The 18,464-nt window shown below is 62.6% G+C and carries 13 protein-coding genes; 5 read left to right on the top strand and 8 right to left on the bottom strand.

What is annotated here, in order from left to right; genetic code table 11:
• Positions 1–2: 2 nt before the first annotated feature.
• Positions 3–3,902: a phosphoribosylformylglycinamidine synthase gene (gene purL / locus H621_RS0108115; RefSeq protein WP_028942903.1), complete on the bottom strand. Its 3,900-nt coding sequence runs from the start codon at positions 3,900–3,902 to the stop codon at positions 3–5.
• A gap of 246 nt (positions 3,903–4,148) precedes the next feature.
• On the opposite strand from purL, the gene mltF reads away from it, so the two are divergent.
• Entirely contained in the window at positions 4,149–5,609 is a 1,461-nt protein-coding gene (gene mltF / locus H621_RS0108110; protein ID WP_028942902.1) for a membrane-bound lytic murein transglycosylase MltF, read from the top strand.
• Between the two features lie 146 nt (positions 5,610–5,755).
• Here mltF and tadA read toward each other — a convergent pair whose 3' ends face one another.
• From tadA to H621_RS0108080, 6 genes are all read right to left on the bottom strand, one after another.
• Complete coding sequence (gene tadA, locus H621_RS0108105) at positions 5,756–6,238, bottom strand: tRNA adenosine(34) deaminase TadA (protein ID WP_028942901.1); 483 nt, start codon at positions 6,236–6,238, stop codon at positions 5,756–5,758.
• Complete coding sequence (locus H621_RS0108100; RefSeq protein WP_028942900.1) at positions 6,238–7,617, bottom strand: multicopper oxidase family protein; 1,380 nt, start codon at positions 7,615–7,617, stop codon at positions 6,238–6,240. Before H621_RS0108100 ends, tadA begins: the two co-directional genes overlap by 1 nt.
• 198 nt (positions 7,618–7,815) lie before the next feature.
• Positions 7,816–9,393, bottom strand: coding sequence for a glutamine-hydrolyzing GMP synthase (guaA, locus tag H621_RS0108095; protein ID WP_028942899.1), 1,578 nt, complete (start codon positions 9,391–9,393; stop codon positions 7,816–7,818).
• Between the two features lie 79 nt (positions 9,394–9,472).
• Positions 9,473–10,942 carry an IMP dehydrogenase gene (guaB, locus tag H621_RS0108090; RefSeq protein WP_028942898.1) on the bottom strand — a complete coding sequence of 490 codons (1,470 nt, stop codon included), beginning with the start codon at positions 10,940–10,942 and terminating at the stop codon, positions 9,473–9,475.
• Positions 10,943–11,026: 84 nt separating this feature from the next.
• Positions 11,027–11,584 carry a sugar ABC transporter ATPase gene (locus tag H621_RS0108085; protein WP_028942897.1) on the bottom strand — a complete coding sequence of 186 codons (558 nt, stop codon included), beginning with the start codon at positions 11,582–11,584 and terminating at the stop codon, positions 11,027–11,029.
• A gap of 18 nt (positions 11,585–11,602) precedes the next feature.
• Positions 11,603–12,385: a sulfite exporter TauE/SafE family protein gene (locus H621_RS0108080; protein WP_028942896.1), complete on the bottom strand. Its 783-nt coding sequence runs from the start codon at positions 12,383–12,385 to the stop codon at positions 11,603–11,605.
• 105 nt (positions 12,386–12,490) lie between these two features.
• On the opposite strand from H621_RS0108080, the gene H621_RS0108075 reads away from it, so the two are divergent.
• From H621_RS0108075 to leuA, 4 genes are all read left to right on the top strand, one after another.
• Positions 12,491–13,375 carry a LysR family transcriptional regulator gene (locus H621_RS0108075; protein ID WP_028942895.1) on the top strand — a complete coding sequence of 295 codons (885 nt, stop codon included), beginning with the start codon at positions 12,491–12,493 and terminating at the stop codon, positions 13,373–13,375.
• Between the two features lie 83 nt (positions 13,376–13,458).
• Entirely contained in the window at positions 13,459–14,838 is a 1,380-nt protein-coding gene (gene xseA, locus H621_RS0108070; RefSeq protein WP_036989579.1) for an exodeoxyribonuclease VII large subunit, read from the top strand.
• A gap of 3 nt (positions 14,839–14,841) precedes the next feature.
• Positions 14,842–15,666 carry a M23 family metallopeptidase gene (locus H621_RS0108065; RefSeq protein ID WP_028942893.1) on the top strand — a complete coding sequence of 275 codons (825 nt, stop codon included), beginning with the start codon at positions 14,842–14,844 and terminating at the stop codon, positions 15,664–15,666.
• Positions 15,667–15,977: 311 nt separating this feature from the next.
• A complete protein-coding gene (gene leuA, locus H621_RS0108060; RefSeq protein ID WP_028942892.1) occupies positions 15,978–17,651 on the top strand; it encodes a 2-isopropylmalate synthase in 1,674 nt (557 codons plus the stop codon).
• A 138-nt stretch (positions 17,652–17,789) separates the two neighbouring features.
• On the opposite strand, the gene H621_RS0108055 is transcribed toward leuA, so the two are convergent.
• Positions 17,790–18,464, bottom strand: coding sequence for a bifunctional 4-hydroxy-2-oxoglutarate aldolase/2-dehydro-3-deoxy-phosphogluconate aldolase (locus tag H621_RS0108055; RefSeq protein WP_028942891.1), 675 nt, complete (start codon positions 18,462–18,464; stop codon positions 17,790–17,792).

The raw sequence follows: 18,464 nt of genomic DNA, 5'->3' as shown, positions 1-18,464 counted from the left end.
CCTTAGTTCACCCAGACCCGCGCGTTGCGGAACATGCGCATCCACGCCGCGTCTTCGTTCCAGTCATCCGGACGCCAGGAGTTCTGCACGGCACGGAAGACCCGCTCAGGGTGCGGCATCATGATGGTGACGCGGCCGTCGCGGCTGGTAAGACCGGTGATCCCGCGCGGCGAACCGTTCGGGTTGGCCGGGTAGGTCTCGGTAACCTTGCCGTGATTGTCGACGAAGCGCAGGGCCACGCAACCGGACAGGTCGGCTTCAAGCAGGGCTTCCTGGCTGGCGAACTCGGCATGGCCTTCACCGTGGGCGATAGCGATCGGCATGCGTGAACCGGCCATGCCCTGCAGGAAGATCGAGTTCGACTTCTGCACCTCGACCATGGCCACACGGGCTTCGAACTGCTCGGAACGGTTGCGCACGAAGTGCGGCCAGAACTCGCTGCCGGGAACCAGCTCGTGCAGGTTGGACATCATCTGGCAACCATTGCACACACCCAGGGTGAAGCTGTCGGTACGCTCGAAGAAGCCCTGGAAGGCGTCGCGGGCACGGCTGTTGAACAGCGCAGACTTGGCCCAGCCTTCACCGGCACCCAGTACGTCGCCGTACGAGAAGCCACCGCAGGCCACCAGGCCCTTGAACGCGTTGAGGTCAACGCGACCGGCGAGAATATCGCTCATGTGTACGTCGATGGCGTTGAAACCGGCGCGGTCGAAGGCGGCTGCCATTTCGACCTGACCGTTGACACCCTGCTCACGCAGTACCGCCACCTGGGGACGCACGCCCTTCTTGATGTACGGCGCCGCGATATTGTCGTTGACGTCGAAGCCAAGCTTGACCGACAGGCCCGGGTTGTCTTCTTCGAGCAGGACGTCGAATTCCTGGTCGGCGCATTCGGCGTTGTCGCGCAGGCGCTGGATCTTGTAGCTGGTTTCAGCCCACTGGCGCTGCAGCAGACGACGGTCGCCCTTGAACAGCTCCTCACCGGCCAGCTTGATCAGCACTTCGCCGTTATTGATCGGCTGGCCGATCACTGCGACGCAGTCTTCACCAAGGCCGGCAGCGCTGAACTGTGCCAGGACGTCCGGGGTAGCGTCCTGGCGCACCTGGATCACTGCACCCAGCTCTTCGTTGAAGAGAATGGCAGCGATTTTCTCGCGCTTGCTGGTCAGGGTGTCGAGCTCCAGCTCCAGACCACAATGACCGGCAAAGGCCATTTCCAGCACGGTGGTCATCAGGCCACCGTCGGAACGGTCGTGGTAGGCCAGCAGGTGACCGTCGGCATTCAGGCCCTGGATAACGGCGAAGAAGGCCTTGAGGTCTTCGGCGTCGTCGACGTCCGGCGCCTGGCTGCCGAGCTTGCCATGGGTCTGGGCCAGGATCGAGGCGCCCATGCGGTTCTTGCCGCGGCCAAGGTCGATCAGGATCAGATCGGTCTCGCCCTTGTCCATGCGCAGCTCAGGGGTCAGGGTCTTGCGGATGTCGGTGACCGGTGCGAAGCCGGTGACGATCAGCGACAGCGGCGAGGTGACGGATTTTTCCGCGCCCTCTTCGCTCCAGCGGGTCTTCATCGACATGGAGTCCTTGCCCACCGGAATGGTCAGGCCCAGCTCGGGGCACAGTTCCATGCCCACGGCCTTGACGGTGTCGTACAGACGCGCGTCTTCGCCCGGGTGACCGGCAGCGGACATCCAGTTGGCCGACAGCTTGATGTCGGACAGTTTTTCGATATGCGAGGCGGCCATGTTGGTCAGCGTCTCGCCGATGGCCATGCGGCCCGAAGCCGGGGCGTCGAGCAAGGCCAGCGGGGTACGCTCGCCCATGGCCATGGCTTCACCGGTGTAGACGTCGAAACTGGTGGCGGTGACGGCGACATCAGCCACAGGCACCTGCCAAGGGCCGACCATCTGGTCGCGGGCAACCAGGCCGGTGATGCTGCGGTCGCCGATGGTGATCAGGAAGCTCTTGCTGGCAACTGCCGGGTGACGCAGCACGCGCTCGACGGAGTCTTGCAGCTCCAGGGTGCTTGGGTCGAAATCGTCGCCCAGCTCCGCTTCGCGGGTAACCGAACGGTGCATGCGCGGCGGCTTGCCCAACAGTACGTCAAGCGGCATGTCCACCGGGCTGTTGCCGAAGTGGCTGTCGGTAACGGTCAGGTGTGGCTCGGCAGTCGCTTCGCCAACGACAGCAAACGGGCAGCGTTCGCGCTCGCAGATGGCCTGGAAGCGCTCGAAGTCGGCCGCGTCGACCGCCAGGACGTAACGCTCCTGGGATTCGTTGCTCCATATCTCGTGCGGGGCCATGCCCGGCTCGTCGTTGGGTACGTTGCGCAGCTCGAAGCGGCCACCGCGGCCACCGTCGTTGACCAGCTCAGGGAAAGCGTTGGAGATACCGCCCGCGCCGACGTCGTGGATGAAGGCGATCGGGTTGTTGTCGCCCAACTGCCAGCAACGGTCGATGACCTCCTGGCAGCGGCGCTCCATTTCCGGGTTCTCGCGCTGCACCGAGGCGAAGTCCAGGTCAGCGGAGCTGGCGCCGGTGTCTACCGACGAGGCCGCACCGCCACCCAGGCCGATCAGCATGGCCGGGCCACCGAGGACGATCAGCTTGGCGCCGACGGTGATCTCGGCCTTCTGGACGTGATCTTCACGGATGTTGCCCATGCCGCCAGCGAGCATGATCGGCTTGTGGTAGCCGCGCACTTCTTCGCCGTGGGGAGTGTTGATCGACTGTTCGAAGGTACGGAAGTAGCCGGTCAGCGCCGGACGTCCGAACTCGTTGTTGAACGCCGCGCCGCCGAGCGGACCTTCGATCATGATATCCAGGGCGTTGACGATGCGGTCAGGCTTGCCGTAGGCCTGTTCCCATGGCTGTTCGAAGCCCGGGATGTTCAGGTTGGAGACGGTGAAGCCGGTCAGGCCGGCTTTTGGCTTGGCGCCACGGCCGGTTGCACCTTCGTCGCGGATTTCGCCACCCGAACCGGTGGACGCGCCGGAGAACGGCGAGATGGCGGTCGGGTGGTTGTGGGTCTCGACCTTCATCAGGATATGCACCGGCTCCTGCACCGCACCGTACTGGCGGGTCTCAGGGTTCGGGAAGAAGCGCCCGGCGACGTTACCGACGATCACCGAAGCGTTGTCCTTGTAAGCGGACAGCACACCTTCGCTGTGCATCTGGTAGGTGTTCTTGATCATGCCAAACAGGCTTTTTTCCTGGCTCTGGCCGTCGATATCCCAACTGGCGTTGAAGATCTTGTGACGGCAGTGCTCGGAGTTGGCCTGGGCGAACATCATCAGCTCGATGTCGTTGGGGTTGCGCTTGAGCCCCTGGAAGGCGGCGACCAGGTAGTCGATCTCGTCTTCGGCCAGGGCCAGGCCCAAGTCGACGTTGGCCTTTTCCAGTGCGGCGCGACCGCCGCCAAGGATGTCCACGGAGGTCATCGGCTTGGGCTGGGCATGGCTGAACAGGCCGGCGGCGTCTTCAAGCTTGGTCAGCACCATCTGGGTCATGCGGTCGTGCAATACGTCGGTGACGTTGGCTGCATCGGCGTCGCTCAGTTGGCCGGTGACATAGAACGCAATACCGCGTTCCAGACGACGGATATTTTCCAGGCCGCAGTTGTGGGCGATGTCGCTGGCCTTGCTCGACCAGGGCGAGATGGTGCCGAATCGCGGCATAACCAGGAACAGACGCCCGGTCGGCTCCTGTACCGGTACGCTTGGGCCGTACTTGAGCAAGCGCGCAAGCACGTGCTGTTGGTCGGCGGTCAGCTCGCCGTCAACCTCGGCGAAATGAGCGAATTCAGCATACAAACCACTAACAGCGGGGACTTTCTGGCTCAATTGCTCGAGTAATTTACCGTGGCGAAAGGCAGAAAGGGCAGGAGCGCCGCGCAGGATCAACATCGTCGGGACAGCCTCAGGAAGGGGGTGTGCTTAGAGGCCGTGCATTCTAGCCTAAATCCGATGATTCCGGCACCCGGAACACAGCATTCTGACGCGGCCGCATGTCGGCGGAACAAACCGGACTTGGGGGTCAAAAAAACCACGCAAACGTAGTAACCTGCCACCCACTATCGTAAAGACCGCTAGCAGACAAGCTATCGGTTGTCGAGATATGGCGGGGCCGGTCCTTTGCGTATACTGCAAGCTATGTTCGCCCATACCGCTTTGCGCCAGCGCTGCGCCAGATGGCTCATCGCAACCGGACTCTTCCTGATGCTCGGTGCTTGTGTTGAAAAACCAAGCACGCTGGAGCGCGTCAAGGAGGACGGCGTGCTGCGCGTGATCACCCGCAACAGCCCCGCCACCTACTTCCAGGATCGCAACGGTGAAACCGGCTTCGAGTACGAGCTGGTCAAGCGCTTTGCCGATGACCTTGGCGTGGAACTGAAAGTCGAGACCGCCGACAACCTCGACGAGCTGTTCGACCAGCTCGGCAAGCCGTCCGGCCCGGTCCTGGCAGCAGCGGGCCTGGTCAGCAGCGAACAGCGCAAGTCCCAGGTACGCTTCTCCCACCCTTACCTGGAAGTAACCCCACAGATCATCTACCGCAACGGCCGCTCACGCCCCACCGACGCCAAGGACCTGATCGGCAAGAAGATCATGGTGCTCAAGGGCAGTACCCACGCCGAGCAACTGGCGGAACTCAAAAAGCAATATCCCGCCCTGGAATACGAAGAGTCCGATGCCGTTGAAGTAGTCGACCTGCTGCGCATGGTCGATGAAGGCCAGATCGACCTGACCCTGGTCGACTCCAACGAGCTGGCGATGAACCAGGTGTATTTCCCCAAGGTGCGGGTGGCCTTCGACCTGGGTGATGCCCGCGACCAACGCTGGGCAGTGGCTGCCGGGGAAGACAACAGCCTGCTCAACGAGATCAACGAATTTCTCGACAAGGTGCAGAAAAATGGCACCCTGCAGCGCCTCAAAGACCGCTACTACGGCCATGTCGATGTGCTGGGCTATGTGGGCGCCTACACCTTCGCCCAGCACTTGCAGCAACGCCTGCCCCGCTACGAGAAGCACTTCAAGGAATACGCCAAGAAAGAACAGGTCGACTGGCGCCTGCTGGCCGCCATCGGCTACCAGGAATCGATGTGGCAGGCTGAAGTCACCTCCAAGACCGGCGTACGTGGCCTGATGATGCTGACCCAGCGCACCGCCCAGGCCATGGGCGTTTCCAACCGACTGGACCCGGTGCAAAGCATTCGTGGCGGGGCCAAGTACTTCATGTACGTCAAATCCCTGCTCGACGACGATATCAAGGAACCTGACCGCACCTGGTTTGCCCTGGCAGCTTATAACGTGGGTGGTGGACACCTGGACGATGCCCGCAAGCTGGCCAAGCGTGAAGGCCTGAACCCGAACAAGTGGCTGGACGTGAAGAAAATGCTGCCGCGCCTGTCACAGAAGCAGTGGTACACCAAGACCCGCTACGGCTACGCCCGGGGCGGCGAGCCGGTGCATTTCGTGGCCAACATTCGTCGTTACTACGACATCCTCACCTGGGTGACCCAACCTCAGCTTGAAGGCACCCAGGTGGCCGAAGGTAGCCTGCACATGCCAGGCGTCGACAAGACCAAGCCACCAGAGCCCTCCCCGCCGCTTTAGGAAAAAGTCACGACCGCTGCGCGGCCGATCTCAGCCTCGTTCCTCGGCAGCGGCTACAAATTGTAAAGCCTGACCCCGTAGCCGCTGGCGATAGCCAGCGATCGACCGCAAAGCGGTCGCGATTCAAACAACCGATCCCTACCCATTCAGGACTTTGCCCGACGCGCCCTGAAGAACTCCGACAGAATCGCCCCACACTCCTCGGCCAGTACTCCCCCCTCGAACATCACCCGGTGGTTGAGAAACCCCTGGGTGAAGAACTGTCCCTGGCTCTGTATCACGCCCGCCTTGGGCTCCAGGGCACCGTAGACCACCCGAGCGATGCGCGAGTGAACGATCAGCCCGGCACACATGCTGCAGGGCTCCAGGGTGACGTAGAGGGTGCTACCCGGCAGCCGGTAGTTGCTGGCCGCCTGGGCTGCAGCCCGAATGGCGACCATTTCGGCATGGGCGCTGGGATCGCTGCCGCTGATCGGGCAGTTGAAGCCGCGACCGACGACCTGGCCATGCTGCACCAGCACAGCCCCCACGGGCACCTCGCCCATGGCAGCCCCTTGGGCAGCCAGGTCCAGGGCCAGGCGCATGAATTCCTGATCGCGGCTGCGATCAATGATGAGCGGCTGACGCATCACACCACCTCGATCGCAGCCATCAGGCCGGTTTCCATGTGGTCGATCACGTGGCAATGGAACATCCAGGTGCCCGGGTTATCCGCCACCAGCGCGACCTGGGCACGCTCGTTCTTGCCCAGCAGATAGGTGTCGGTGAACCACGGCTCTTCGATTTTGTGCCGATTGGAGGCGATCACCTTGAAACTCATGCCATGCAGGTGGATCGGATGCTGGTACTGGGTCATGTTCTTCAGTTCGAAGATATAGCTCTTGCCCTTCTTGAGCGTGGCGATCGGGCGGTCGGCGCAGGTCTTGTCGGTGATGTCCCAGGCCTTGCCGTTGATCTGCCACAGGCTCGGTGGCGCACCGTTGTCGGTGTTCACCGACACCGACCCCACCCACTCGAAATTGAAATTGAGCTTCTCGGCATTGGCCAGGTCCGGCTCGGCCACCGGGTTGGCCGGCAGCGCTGGCGGCCAGTCACCCGGGGCTTCGTTGCTGGCCACCGAACGCAGGGTGCCCAGGCGCACGGAGCCATCGCGCAGGGAGATTTCCTCACCCGCAGGCGGCATCTTGATTGCCAGGCAGATTCGCATGCCCGGACCCAGCCAGTAGGCCTTGCCGAGGGGGCGCGGGGTCACAGGGTTGCCATCGAGCGCATACACCTTGGCCTCGAAGTTGCCCTTGAGGTTGATCCGGTAGGTCAGGGTGTTGTCCAGATTGAGCAGGCGCACCCGCACGATCTGCCCGGCCGGCATATCGACCACCGCATTGGGTTGGCCATTGATGGTGATCAGTCGCCCGGCCGTGCCGCCGCGTGCTGCCTCGCGGGGAATACTGAACGGCAGGTAATTGCCCTGCTCGTCCACGTGCCAGTTCTTCAGGCTCAGGGTGCGCTCGTGCTTGAAGCCGGTGGGCTCGCGCTCCTCGACGATCAGCGGCCCCACCAACCCACGGCCCAGCTCCTCGGAACTGTTCACATGAGGGTGGTACCAATAGCTGCCAGCGTCAGGCACGCGGAATTTGTAGTCGAAATACTCACCCGGCAGCACCGGCAGTTGCGAAACATACGGCACCCCGTCCATCTCCAGCGGCAGGCGGATGCCGTGCCAGTGAATCGTGGTCGCTACCGGCAGGTGGTTGATGAAGCGTACCCGCAGCCAGTCACCTTGCCGCGCCCGCAGCTCGGTCCCCGGTGCCGACGGACCAAAGGCCCAGGCTTCGGTGTTGAAACCGGGCACCAGCTCCACATCCAACGGCGCGGCGATCAACTCGTAGTCGTGCCCGGCATTCGGATCGGGACGACCCAGCCAGTAGCGAGCCGCGCCTCCAGCGCCCAGGCCGATCGCCACCAGGCCGCTCAGGCCTCCGAGAATTTGTCGCCGGGTAAAAGACATGCAGCAGGTACCTCGTAATGCCAGGAACAACATGCCGGCACTCATGCGGCCGGCGATGAAGGGCGAATACGATACACCTGCAATTGAGAAAGATTAAGTGAAGAGTTGCCGCAGGCACTGGCTGCGCGGACGGGGACTGCAGCAAAAAAAACGCCATGCCCCCGAAGGGACATGGCGTTTCTCAACCGGCGGGCGGGATCATTCCCACTCGATGGTCGCTGGCGGCTTGCTCGACACGTCGTAGGTGACGCGAGAGATGCCTTCGATTTCGTTGATGATCCGGCCGCTGACGGTTTCCAGCAGCTCGTAAGGCAGGTGCGCCCAACGTGCGGTCATGAAGTCGATGGTTTCTACCGCACGCAGGGCCACGACCCAGGCGTATCGACGGCCGTCACCGACCACGCCCACCGATTTCACCGGCTGGAACACCACAAACGCCTGGCTGACCTTGTGGTACCAGTCGGCCTTGCGCAGTTCTTCGATGAAGATGTGGTCGGCGCGACGCAGCAGGTCGGCGTATTCCTTCTTCACTTCACCAAGGATACGTACACCCAGGCCCGGGCCCGGGAACGGGTGACGGTAGACCATGTCGTACGGCAGGCCCAGCTCCAGACCAAGGCGGCGGACCTCGTCCTTGAACAGCTCGCGCAGCGGCTCGACCAGCTTGAGGTTCATCTCTTCCGGCAGGCCACCGACGTTGTGGTGCGACTTGATCACGTGAGCCTTGCCGCTCTTGGCGCCAGCCGACTCGATCACGTCAGGGTAGATGGTGCCCTGGGCCAGGTACTTGATGTTCTCGAGCTTGTTCGACTCGGCATCGAACACGTCGATGAAAGTGCGACCGATGATCTTGCGCTTCTTCTCTGGGTCGGCTTCGCCGGCCAGGTTGTTCAGGAACTGCTCTTCGGCGTTGGCACGGATCACCTTGACGCCCATGTTCTCGGCGAACATGGCCATCACTTGCTCGCCTTCGTGCAAGCGCAGCAGGCCGTTGTCGACAAAGACACAGGTCAACTGGTCGCCGATGGCCTTGTGCAGCAGGGCTGCAACCACCGAGGAGTCAACGCCGCCGGACAGGCCCAGCAGTACGTTGTCGGTGCCGACCTGGGCGCGGATCTGGGCAATGGCGTCTTCAGCGATGTGCGACGGGGTCCACAGGGCTTCGCAGCCGCAGATGTCGAGGATGAAGCGCGAGAGGATGCGACCACCCTGCTTGGTGTGGGTCACTTCCGGGTGGAACTGCACGCCGTAGTAGCCACGGGTGTCGTCGGCCATGCCGGCGATCGGGCAGCTCGGAGTGCTGGCCAGGATGTGGAAATCTTCGGGGATGCGGGTGACCTTGTCACCGTGGCTCATCCACACGTCAAGGCCGAGGACGCCGTCGGCGTCGACGTGGTCTTCGATACCGTCCAGCAGGCGGCTCTTGCCGACTACGTCAACGCGGGCATAGCCGAATTCGCGCAACTCGGAGCCTTCTACCTTGCCGCCCAGTTGCTCGGCCATGGTCTGCATGCCGTAGCAAATGCCGAATACCGGTACGCCCAGGTCCCAGACGGCCTGCGGGGCACGTGGGCTGTTGGCTTCGTGCACGGACTCGGGGCCGCCGGCGAGGATGATGCCGCGCGGAGCAAATTCGCGAATCGCTTCGTCGTCCATGTCAAACGGGTGCAGTTCGCAGTACACGCCGATCTCGCGCACGCGGCGGGCAATCAGCTGGGTGTACTGGGAACCGAAGTCGAGGATCAGGATTCGGTGAGCGTGAATGTCGAGGGCCATGACTCAATCTCGTCAGTGGAAATCGGAAACGACGCGGGGCTGTCGATAACAGCCCCGCTAGCAAGTGTTGCCTGAAGCATCAACCTACGCGGTAGTTTGGCGCTTCTTTGGTGATCTGTACGTCATGTACGTGGGACTCGGCCATGCCGGCACCAGTAATACGAACGAATTCAGGCTTGGTACGCATCTCTTCGATGTTGGCGCTGCCGGTGTAACCCATCGAGGAACGCAGGCCACCCATCAGTTGGTGGATGATCGCGGTCAGGGTGCCCTTGTACGGCACACGGCCTTCGATACCTTCCGGCACCAGTTTCTCGGCACCGGCCGAGGAGTCCTGGAAGTAACGGTCCGAAGATCCCTGGGCCTGGGACATCGCGCCCAGCGAACCCATGCCGCGATAAGCCTTGTACGAACGGCCCTGGAACAGTTCGATCTCGCCCGGCGCTTCTTCGGTACCGGCGAACATCGAGCCCATCATCACGGCCGAGGCACCGGCAACGATGGCCTTGGACAGGTCACCGGAGAAACGAATGCCACCGTCGGCGATCAGCGGGATGCCCGTGCCTTCGAGTGCCGCGGCAACATTGGCGATGGCGCTGATCTGCGGAACGCCGACACCGGCGACGATACGGGTGGTGCAGATCGAGCCTGGGCCGATACCGACCTTGACCGCGTCGGCGCCGGCTTCGGCCAGGGCCTTGGCAGCGGCGCCGGTGGCGATGTTGCCGCCGATGACCTGAACCTGCGGGAAGTTCTCCTTGACCCAGCGAACGCGGTCGATCACACCCTTGGAGTGACCGTGGGCGGTGTCGACCACCACCACGTCAACACCGGCGGCAACCAGGGCCGAAACGCGGTCAGCGGTGTCTTTACCGGTACCGACGGCAGCGCCGACGCGCAGACGACCTTGATCGTCCTTGCTGGCCAGCGGGTAGGCCTTGGCTTTTTCGATGTCGTTGACGGTCATCATGCCCTTGAGGGCGAACTTGTCGTCGACGATCAGGACGCGCTCGATGCGGTGCTTGTGCAGCAGCTCGCGAGCTTCGTTCTTGTCGGCGCCTTCCATGACCGTGACCAGGCGCTCTTTAGGCGTCATCACTTCACGGACGCTGGCGTCCAGGCGGCTTTCGAAACGTACGTCGCGAGAGGTGACGATACCGACCAGGTCGCCGTTGTGCAGCACCGGTACGCCAGAGATGTTGTTCTGGCTGGTCAGTTCGAACAGGTCACGAACGGTGGCGTCGGCCTCGATGGTGATCGGGTCCTTGACCACGCCGGCTTCGAACTTCTTGACCTTGCGCACTTCGGCAGCTTGCTGCTCGATGGTCATGTTCTTGTGGATAATGCCGATGCCGCCTTCCTGGGCCATGGCAATGGCCAGACGGGCTTCGGTCACGGTATCCATGGCGGCGGAAACCAACGGAATGTTCAGCTCGATGCCACGGGTCAAACGGGTCTTGAGACTGACTTCATTGGGTAGCACCTCTGAATAACCAGGCACTAGGAGAATGTCGTCGAAGGTCAGGGCTTCTTGGCTGATACGCAGCATCGCGGGGGCTCCCGGGCGGGAAAATGGAAGCGCGCCATTATACTCATCCAGAGCCCTTCGCTCAATGCAAAGATGGCCCTTCGGTCAGTTGCCTGCGCGCGCTACCTGCACCACGGCCACCGGCTGGTCCAGCCAGTCGGCGAAGTCGTCGAGAAAAGCCTGCTTGAAACCTGCCGCGCTCCAGTTGTTGAAGATGAATCCCAGGTTGGAAAAGGCGCAGGGCTGCAGGAACAGAAAACCGTTGATGTCGTCCTCATGACCGCACAACGGGCAGATGAAGTTGTCGGTCTGCCCGGGCATCCACTCCTCGAGGCTTTCAAACAGCGCCACGCCTACTTCCTTGCGGCATTCGGCGCAGCCGGCTTCTTCGAGAAAGCCTTCAAGTGGCGTATAGATGCAGCGCTTGGTGATGACCTCAAGACCATTGATCGGCTGACCGAACGGCAGCAGTTCCGGGCGCTCCACCACCTTGCGCGCACCGTCGGCAATCGCATACGCCATGCGATTGCCGGTACTGCCGCAGGTGCTCAGTTGCTCCTCGATGACCTTCTCGCGCACCAGCCAGCGCAGGATCGCCCGGGCGCGGGGCTCATGCACAGGAACGGTGGAGATCTTCGGGACAATGATGCTCTGGGTAATCATGACGGCAGCCAAACATGCTCAAAGCCGCCAGTTTACCTCACTCAGGTAGCGACCGATCAGGGCAATGCCACTGCACAGCACCAACCAGGTCACCAGGCGCACAAAGGTTTCGCGAGGCATGTCCAGGGTCAGGCGACGCGCCAGCCACAGCCCTGCCGCCATCATCGGCACCAGCATCAATGCCAGCAGTAACACGGCACCATCGGCATACACGCCAGCCAGCAGGAACAAGCCCAGGCGAACCACGGTACTGCAACTGATCAGCGCACTCTGGGTCGCCCGCGCCTGCTCGACCGACGCCACACGGGCATTGAGATAAAGCGCATAGAGAAAGCCGCCGCTGCCGAACAAGGCTCCGAACAACCCACCCGCCACACCGGCCGGCACCGACCAGCCCGCCGGCAGGCGCTTGGGCCGAGCCTTTACCGCCAGGCTATAGAGTGCATAAGCGCTGACGAACACACCCATCAATAGCAGCAGCACATCTGACTTGAGCCGAAGCAGGAACACCACTCCCAGGCTGCAACCAATCGCCATGCAGGGCAGCAAGCGCAGCAGCTCGGCGCGCACCACCGCGTTGCGCGAGGGCAACCATTTGCCGAAGGCGGCCACGAAATCCAGCAGCACCAGCAGTGGAATGATCTGAGACAAGGGCATGAAATGGATCAGCACAGGGCCGGCAACCAATGCCGTACCGAATCCTGCAATACCAAAAACAATGTAGGCCGCGCCTGTCCCTAACGCGATGAACACCCAGTCAAACGTGCTAAACGGCAATTGCGCCAGTAAGGTCGAAAACATGGCAGGTTCAGTCCTTGATCAATTCCAGGTCACTTTAGCCATCCACAAGCCATGCCGACCAATATGCAATATCCTCACTAGACATCTTGAAACGGCATAGCTCAGATGACCACTACCCGCCAACTGCGTTACTTCGTCGAAATCGCCGAATGCGGCAGTTTCAGCGCCGCCGCCGAGCGCCTGTATATCGCTCAGTCCGCCCTGAGCCGACAGATCAAGGAACTGGAAACGCAGCTCGACACCCTGCTGTTCGAGCGCACCGCCCGCCAGCCACGCCTGACCGCCGCGGGCCAGGCGTTCCTGCCACGGGCACGCAGCTTGCTGAGCGATCTGGAAAAGGCCGAGCGCCTGGCCCGGGAGATCGGCCAGGGCATGCGTGGCAGCCTGCGCCTGAACCACTCCAGCACGGTGCCCCTCAGTGGTCGATTGCTTGCCAGGCTCGGCAGCTATCTGCACGACAACCCCGGGGTCAGCATGGAGATTGCCCAGCAGTCCTCGGAAGGGCAACTTGAAGCGCTGGCCGAAGGCCGCCTGGAGTTTGGCCTGCTGCGCTTGCCGGTGCTGCGCCAGCACGAAGGCTTGTGTGTGCAACCGCTGTTCGAGGAGCCGTTATTGTTGGCAGTGGCCGAGAATCATCCGCTTGCCGGGGAACGCAGCGTGTGCCTGGCACAGTTGCGTGAAGAGGCCTTCATTTCCATCCCTCATCGTCAGCGTGGCGGGTTGAGCTACCTGTCTGCCGAGCTGTGCATGCGCGAGGGATTCTTCCCCAGGGCGGCGCGAGTGGTGTCGCGCAAAACCACGCAACTGCAACTGATCCAGGCCGGATTCGGAGTGGCACTGCTGCCGCGCTGCATGCAGGACATTGCGCCGGCGGCTGTGAGGTTCGTGGCGCTGGCCGATGAGGATTGCAGCAGCACGGTGGCGCTGGCCTATCGGCGGGATGCCGGAGCGCTGGTGCAAGGCTTCTTGAGCCATATGCACAACGGGTAGGCGCGGGCTTGCCCCGCGATCACGCTCGGTGAGTCACATCGCATCGCGGGACAAGCCCGCTCCTACACTTTATGATGCCGCCCATGATCAAAGACCCCTTCGAAAGACTCGGTCTGGACCGCGAAGTCCTCACCGTCAGCCAACTCAACGGCCGCGCCCGGGTGCTGCTCGAGGACGTATTCCGCAATGTCTGGGTCGAAGGCGAGATCTCCAACCTCGCCCGCCCGGCCTCCGGCCACGTCTATTTCACCCTCAAGGACAGCGGTGCCCAGGTGCGCTGTGCACTGTTCCGCCAGAATGCCGCGCGGGTTCGTCAGGCCCTGCGCGATGGCCTGGCGGTCAAGGTGCGCGGCAAGGTGTCGTTGTTTGAAGGTCGCGGCGACTACCAGTTGATTCTCGACACCGTCGAGCCTGCGGGTGATGGCGCGCTGCGCCTGGCCTTTGAGGCGCTGAAGGAAAAGCTTGGCGCCGAAGGTTTGTTCAGCTCTGAAAACAAGGTAGCCCTGCCCGCCCATCCACAGCGCATCGGCATCGTCAGTTCGCCCACGGGCGCGGTGATCCGCGACATCATCAGTGTGTTCCGCCGCCGCGCGCCACAGGTCGAACTCACCCTGATCCCCACGGCCGTCCAGGGCCGCGAAGCGATCAACCAGATCGTTCGCGCCTTGCAACTGGCCGACAGCCGCGGCTTCGACGCGCTGATCCTGGCCCGTGGCGGCGGCTCGCTGGAAGACCTCTGGTGCTTCAACGAGGAAGCCGTGGCCCGGGCCATTGCTGCCTGCGTCACGCCCATCGTCAGCGCCGTGGGCCATGAAACCGATGTATCGATCAGTGATTTTGTCGCCGACGTTCGCGCCCCTACGCCTTCGGCCGCGGCCGAATTGCTGGCCCCCGACAGCAGCGACCTGCAGCGTCGTATCGACAGCCTCAAGCGTCGCCTGCTGCTGCGCATCCAGAGCCGCCTGGCCCATGACCGCCTGCGCCTGGACAGCCTCACCCGACGCCTGCGTCACCCAGGTGAACGGCTGCGCCAACAGGCCCAGCGCCTGGACGACCTGGACATGCGCCTGCGCCGGGCCTTCGAGCAACGCCTGAACCAGCGCCGCGAGCGCCTGGCCCGTCTCGATACGCGCCTGGCCGCCCAGCATCCCGGACGCACCCTGGCCCTGCTCAAGCAGCGCCTCGACAGCCTGGCCGAACGCCTGCCACGGGCCATGCGCGAAACGCTCAAGGATCGCCGCCAGCGCCTGCAGGCCCAGGTCCAGACCCTGCACGTGGTAAGCCCGCTGGCAACCCTCGGTCGCGGCTACAGCATCCTGCTCGACGAGCGCGGCCAGGCCATTCGCAACGCCGAGCAGACCCGCAACGGCCAACGCCTGACCGCCCGCCTGGGCGATGGCGAGCTGCAGGTGCGGGTCGAAGACAATCACCTGACCCCGGTCACGCTCTCTCTCCTGGATTGAACCATGCCCCGTCTGTTTGCCCCGCTGTTACTGCTGTGCCTGATGTTCGTCGGCAGCGCCCAAGCCAGCTACATCACCCGCCAACTGAACAAGCCCGTACCCGGTGGCGTTGCGGTCATCAACCTCGGGCCGGCCACCCAGGCGCCCAGTGCGCGCTTTGATGGCAAGCCGGTGCTGGTGGTCAAGGAACAGGACACCTGGCTGGCCATCGTCGGCCTGCCCCTGACCCAGAAGCCTGGCCCGGCGCAGCTCACCGAGGGCGCACGGACCCTGAGCTTCACGGTCGGCAGCAAGAAGTACCCCGAGCAGCGCATCACCTTGAAGAACAAGCGCCAGGTCAACCCCGACCCGGCCGACCTCAAGCGCATCGAAGTCGAGCTTGCCGAGCAGCTCAAGGCCTACCGCAGTTTCAGCCCCAACCTGCCGAGCAACCTGATCCTCGACAAGCCGGTCAGTGGTCCGCTGTCGAGCAAGTTCGGCGTGCGCCGCTTCTTCAATGGCGAGGAACGCAACCCCCATGCCGGCCTGGACTTCGCCGTGCCGGCCGGCACCCCGATCAAGACGCCGGCCAACGGCAAGGTGATCCTGGTCGGCAATTACTTCTTCAACGGCAACACCGTGTTCGTCGACCATGGCCAGGGCTTTATCAGCATGTTCTGCCATATGTCGAAGATCGACGTTAAACCAGGGCAGCTGCTCAGCCGTGGCGCCGTGGTCGGCAAGGTCGGCTCCACCGGGCGCGCCACAGGCCCGCACATGCACTGGAACGTCAGCCTCAACGATGCGCGGGTAGACCCGGCAATTTTCATCGGCGCCTTCCAGCCCTGACACCTGGCTTGCGCCATTCAAAAAGACCGCGCAACAGGCGCGGTCTTTTTATTTAAAGCCAGCCATAAAATCTCGATAAATTCTGCTTTTTAAGCATTTCTCTCAATTTTTTTTCAAGGCTTGTCATCTTCAGGTCCACTGGTTAGGGTTGAAGCCATGAAGACCTTTCAAACCCTCATCCTGCTTCGTCAACATCGCAGCCTCTGCCTGGTCAGTGCACGACTACCAAGCTGAATCGCGTCGCCTCGCCCTTTCATCTCGATTTCATTCGGCGGGCCCCTTTCCAGGCCGCACATTCAAGGATTGCTTTCATGACCATGCTCAAAGACCCTTCGAAAAAATACAGCGCCTTCCCTACCGTCAACTTGCCTGACCGTACCTGGCCATCGAAGACCATCACCCAGGCGCCAATCTGGTGCAGCTCCGACCTGCGCGACGGTAACCAGTCGCTGATCGAGCCGATGGATGCGGTAAAGAAGCTGCGTTTCTGGAAAACCCTGGTCAGCGTCGGCGTGAAAGAAATCGAAGCCTCGTTCCCATCGGCCTCGCAAACCGATTTCGACTTCGTGCGCACCCTGATCGAAGACGGTCACATCCCTGACGACACCACCATCCAGGTGTTGACCCAGGCCCGTGAAGACCTCATCGCCCGCACCTTCGAGTCCCTGCGCGGTGCCAAAAAGGCCATCGTCCACCTGTACAACGCCACCAGCCCGTCGTTCCGCCGCATTGTCTTCAACCAGGACAAACAAGGCGTGAAGGACATCGCGGTGAACGCGGCCAAATTGTTCGTCAAATATGCCGCCCAGCAGCCTGAAACACAGTGGACTTTCCAGTACTCGCCTGAAACCTTCAGCGCCACCGAACTGGAGTTCGCCAAGGAAGTCTGCGACGCCGTGATCGAGGTGTGGAACCCGACGCCCGAGCACAAGATCATCCTCAACCTGCCGGCCACCGTCGAAGTCTCGACGCCGAACATCTACGCCGACCAGATCGAGTGGTTCGGCCGCAACGTCAGCCGCCGCGACAGCGTGATCATCAGCCTGCACACCCACAACGACCGTGGCACCGGCGTAGCCGCCACCGAGCTTGGCCTGATGGCCGGCGCCGACCGCGTCGAAGGCTGCCTGTTCGGCAACGGCGAACGTACCGGCAATGTCGACCTGGTGACCCTGGCGTTGAACCTCTACACCCAGGGTGTGAACCCTGAGCTGGACTTCTCCGACATCGACGGCGTGCGCAAAGTGGTCGAGGAATGCAACCAGATTCCGGTGCACCCACGTCATCCGTATGTCGGTGACCTGGTCCACACCGCGTTCTCCGGCTCGCACCAGGACGCCATCCGCAAGGGCTTCACCCAGCAAAAAGAAGACACCAAGTGGGAAGTGCCGTACTTGCCGATCGACCCGGCCGACATCGGCCGCAGCTACGAGGCAGTGATCCGCGTCAACAGCCAGTCGGGCAAGGGCGGTATCACCTACCTGCTCGAACAGGAATACGGCATCAGCCTGCCGCGCCGCATGCAGATCGAATTCAGCCAGGTGGTGCAGGGTGAAACCGACCGCCTGGGCCTGGAGATGACTGCCCAGCAGATCTACAACTTGCTGCACCGCGAGTACTTGCAGGCCAACGCCCCGTACGCGCTGGTCAGCCATCGCCTGCAGGAAGAGAACGGCAACAGCAAGGTCGAAGTGGAAGTGTCGAGCGAAGGCGAGACCACCCTGCACTGGCGCGGCAAGGGCAATGGTGCCCTCGAAGCCTTGGTCGCCGGCCTGCCGGTTGCCGTGGAAATCATGGACTACAACGAGCATGCCATCGGCGCGGGCACCAACGCCAAGGCGGCGGCCTACATCGAACTGCGTGTGGCCGGTGGTCGTCCGGTGCATGGTGTGGGCATCGATGAAAACATCACCACCGCCAGCTTCAAGGCACTGTTCAGCGCCCTGAACCGCTCGTTGAGCCAGCAGGCTGCCAAAGCCGCCTGACCTTGACTAACGTAATCGCGGGGCAAGCCCGCTCCTGCTAGCAGGAGCGGGCTTGCCCCGCGACCGTTTCTGCAGGCCAAAAAAAACGGTGCGCCGACCAAGCGCACCGTAAAGCCGTGTAGCACACAACGATTCAGTTCAGTCCAGCAGCGCCAATGCCTCAGCGCTGCAGGCTTCGATCCTTGCCCAGTCGCCATTCTTGATCCAGCCGCTGTCGAGCATCCAGGTTCCGCCCACGCACATCACATTGGCCAAGGCCATGTAGTTGCGCACATTGCTCGGGTTGACCCCACCGGTCGGGCAGAAGCGCACATCGCCGAACGGCCCGGCGAATGCCTTGATCGCCGCCACGCCGCCGCTGATCTCCGCCGGGAACAGCTTGAAGCGCCGATAACCCAGGGCATAGCCCATCATCAGCTCCGAGGGCGTACTGATCCCCGGGAGCAAGGGCAGCCGGCTCTGCACGCCCGCGTCCAGAATGTCCGGGGTGATGCCCGGGGTGACCACGAATTGCGCGCCCGCCGCTTCAACGGCGGCGAACATCTTGCGATCCAGCACGGTACCGGCACCCACGCACAGTTCCGGGCGCTGCTCGCGCAACACCTCGATAGCCTTGAGACCGTGTTGCGAACGCAGGGTCACTTCCAGGGTCTTGATACCACCGGCCGCCAGGGCGTCCGCCAAGGGCAGGATGTCTGCCTCGCGGGCAATGGTGATCACCGGCAGGATGCGCGCCTGGGTGCAGATCTGATCGATCCGGGCAATTTTGTCGGCCATGGAATCTCCCGGCTGTTTCAGTTCAAGCGTGGTCAT

It is taken from the genome of Pseudomonas vranovensis DSM 16006 (assembly GCF_000425805.1).
Classification (GTDB): Bacteria; Pseudomonadota; Gammaproteobacteria; order Pseudomonadales; family Pseudomonadaceae; genus Aquipseudomonas; species Aquipseudomonas vranovensis.
Note: the sequence above shows the minus strand (reverse complement) of the source record. Positions and strands in the feature narration are given on the sequence as shown.

What these genes read in the sequence shown, in the direction of transcription:
- guaA (WP_028942899.1), bottom strand. Translation starts at nt 9,393, where the DNA reads ATGGCCCTCGACATTCACGCTCACCGAATCCTGATCCTCGACTTCGGT.
- H621_RS0108100 (WP_028942900.1), bottom strand. Translation starts at nt 7,617, where the DNA reads ATGTCTTTTACCCGGCGACAAATTCTCGGAGGCCTGAGCGGCCTGGTG.
- H621_RS0108065 (WP_028942893.1), top strand. Translation starts at nt 14,842, where the DNA reads ATGCCCCGTCTGTTTGCCCCGCTGTTACTGCTGTGCCTGATGTTCGTC.
- H621_RS0108075 (WP_028942895.1), top strand. Translation starts at nt 12,491, where the DNA reads ATGACCACTACCCGCCAACTGCGTTACTTCGTCGAAATCGCCGAATGC.
- mltF (WP_028942902.1), top strand. Translation starts at nt 4,149, where the DNA reads ATGTTCGCCCATACCGCTTTGCGCCAGCGCTGCGCCAGATGGCTCATC.
- tadA (WP_028942901.1), bottom strand. Translation starts at nt 6,238, where the DNA reads ATGCGTCAGCCGCTCATCATTGATCGCAGCCGCGATCAGGAATTCATG.
- xseA (WP_036989579.1), top strand. Translation starts at nt 13,459, where the DNA reads ATGATCAAAGACCCCTTCGAAAGACTCGGTCTGGACCGCGAAGTCCTC.
- H621_RS0108085 (WP_028942897.1), bottom strand. Translation starts at nt 11,584, where the DNA reads ATGATTACCCAGAGCATCATTGTCCCGAAGATCTCCACCGTTCCTGTG.
- H621_RS0108080 (WP_028942896.1), bottom strand. Translation starts at nt 12,385, where the DNA reads ATGTTTTCGACCTTACTGGCGCAATTGCCGTTTAGCACGTTTGACTGG.
- H621_RS0108055 (WP_028942891.1), bottom strand. Translation starts at nt 18,464, where the DNA reads ATGACCACGCTTGAACTGAAACAGCCGGGAGATTCCATGGCCGACAAA.
- guaB (WP_028942898.1), bottom strand. Translation starts at nt 10,942, where the DNA reads ATGCTGCGTATCAGCCAAGAAGCCCTGACCTTCGACGACATTCTCCTA.
- leuA (WP_028942892.1), top strand. Translation starts at nt 15,978, where the DNA reads ATGACCATGCTCAAAGACCCTTCGAAAAAATACAGCGCCTTCCCTACC.
- purL (WP_028942903.1), bottom strand. Translation starts at nt 3,902, where the DNA reads ATGTTGATCCTGCGCGGCGCTCCTGCCCTTTCTGCCTTTCGCCACGGT.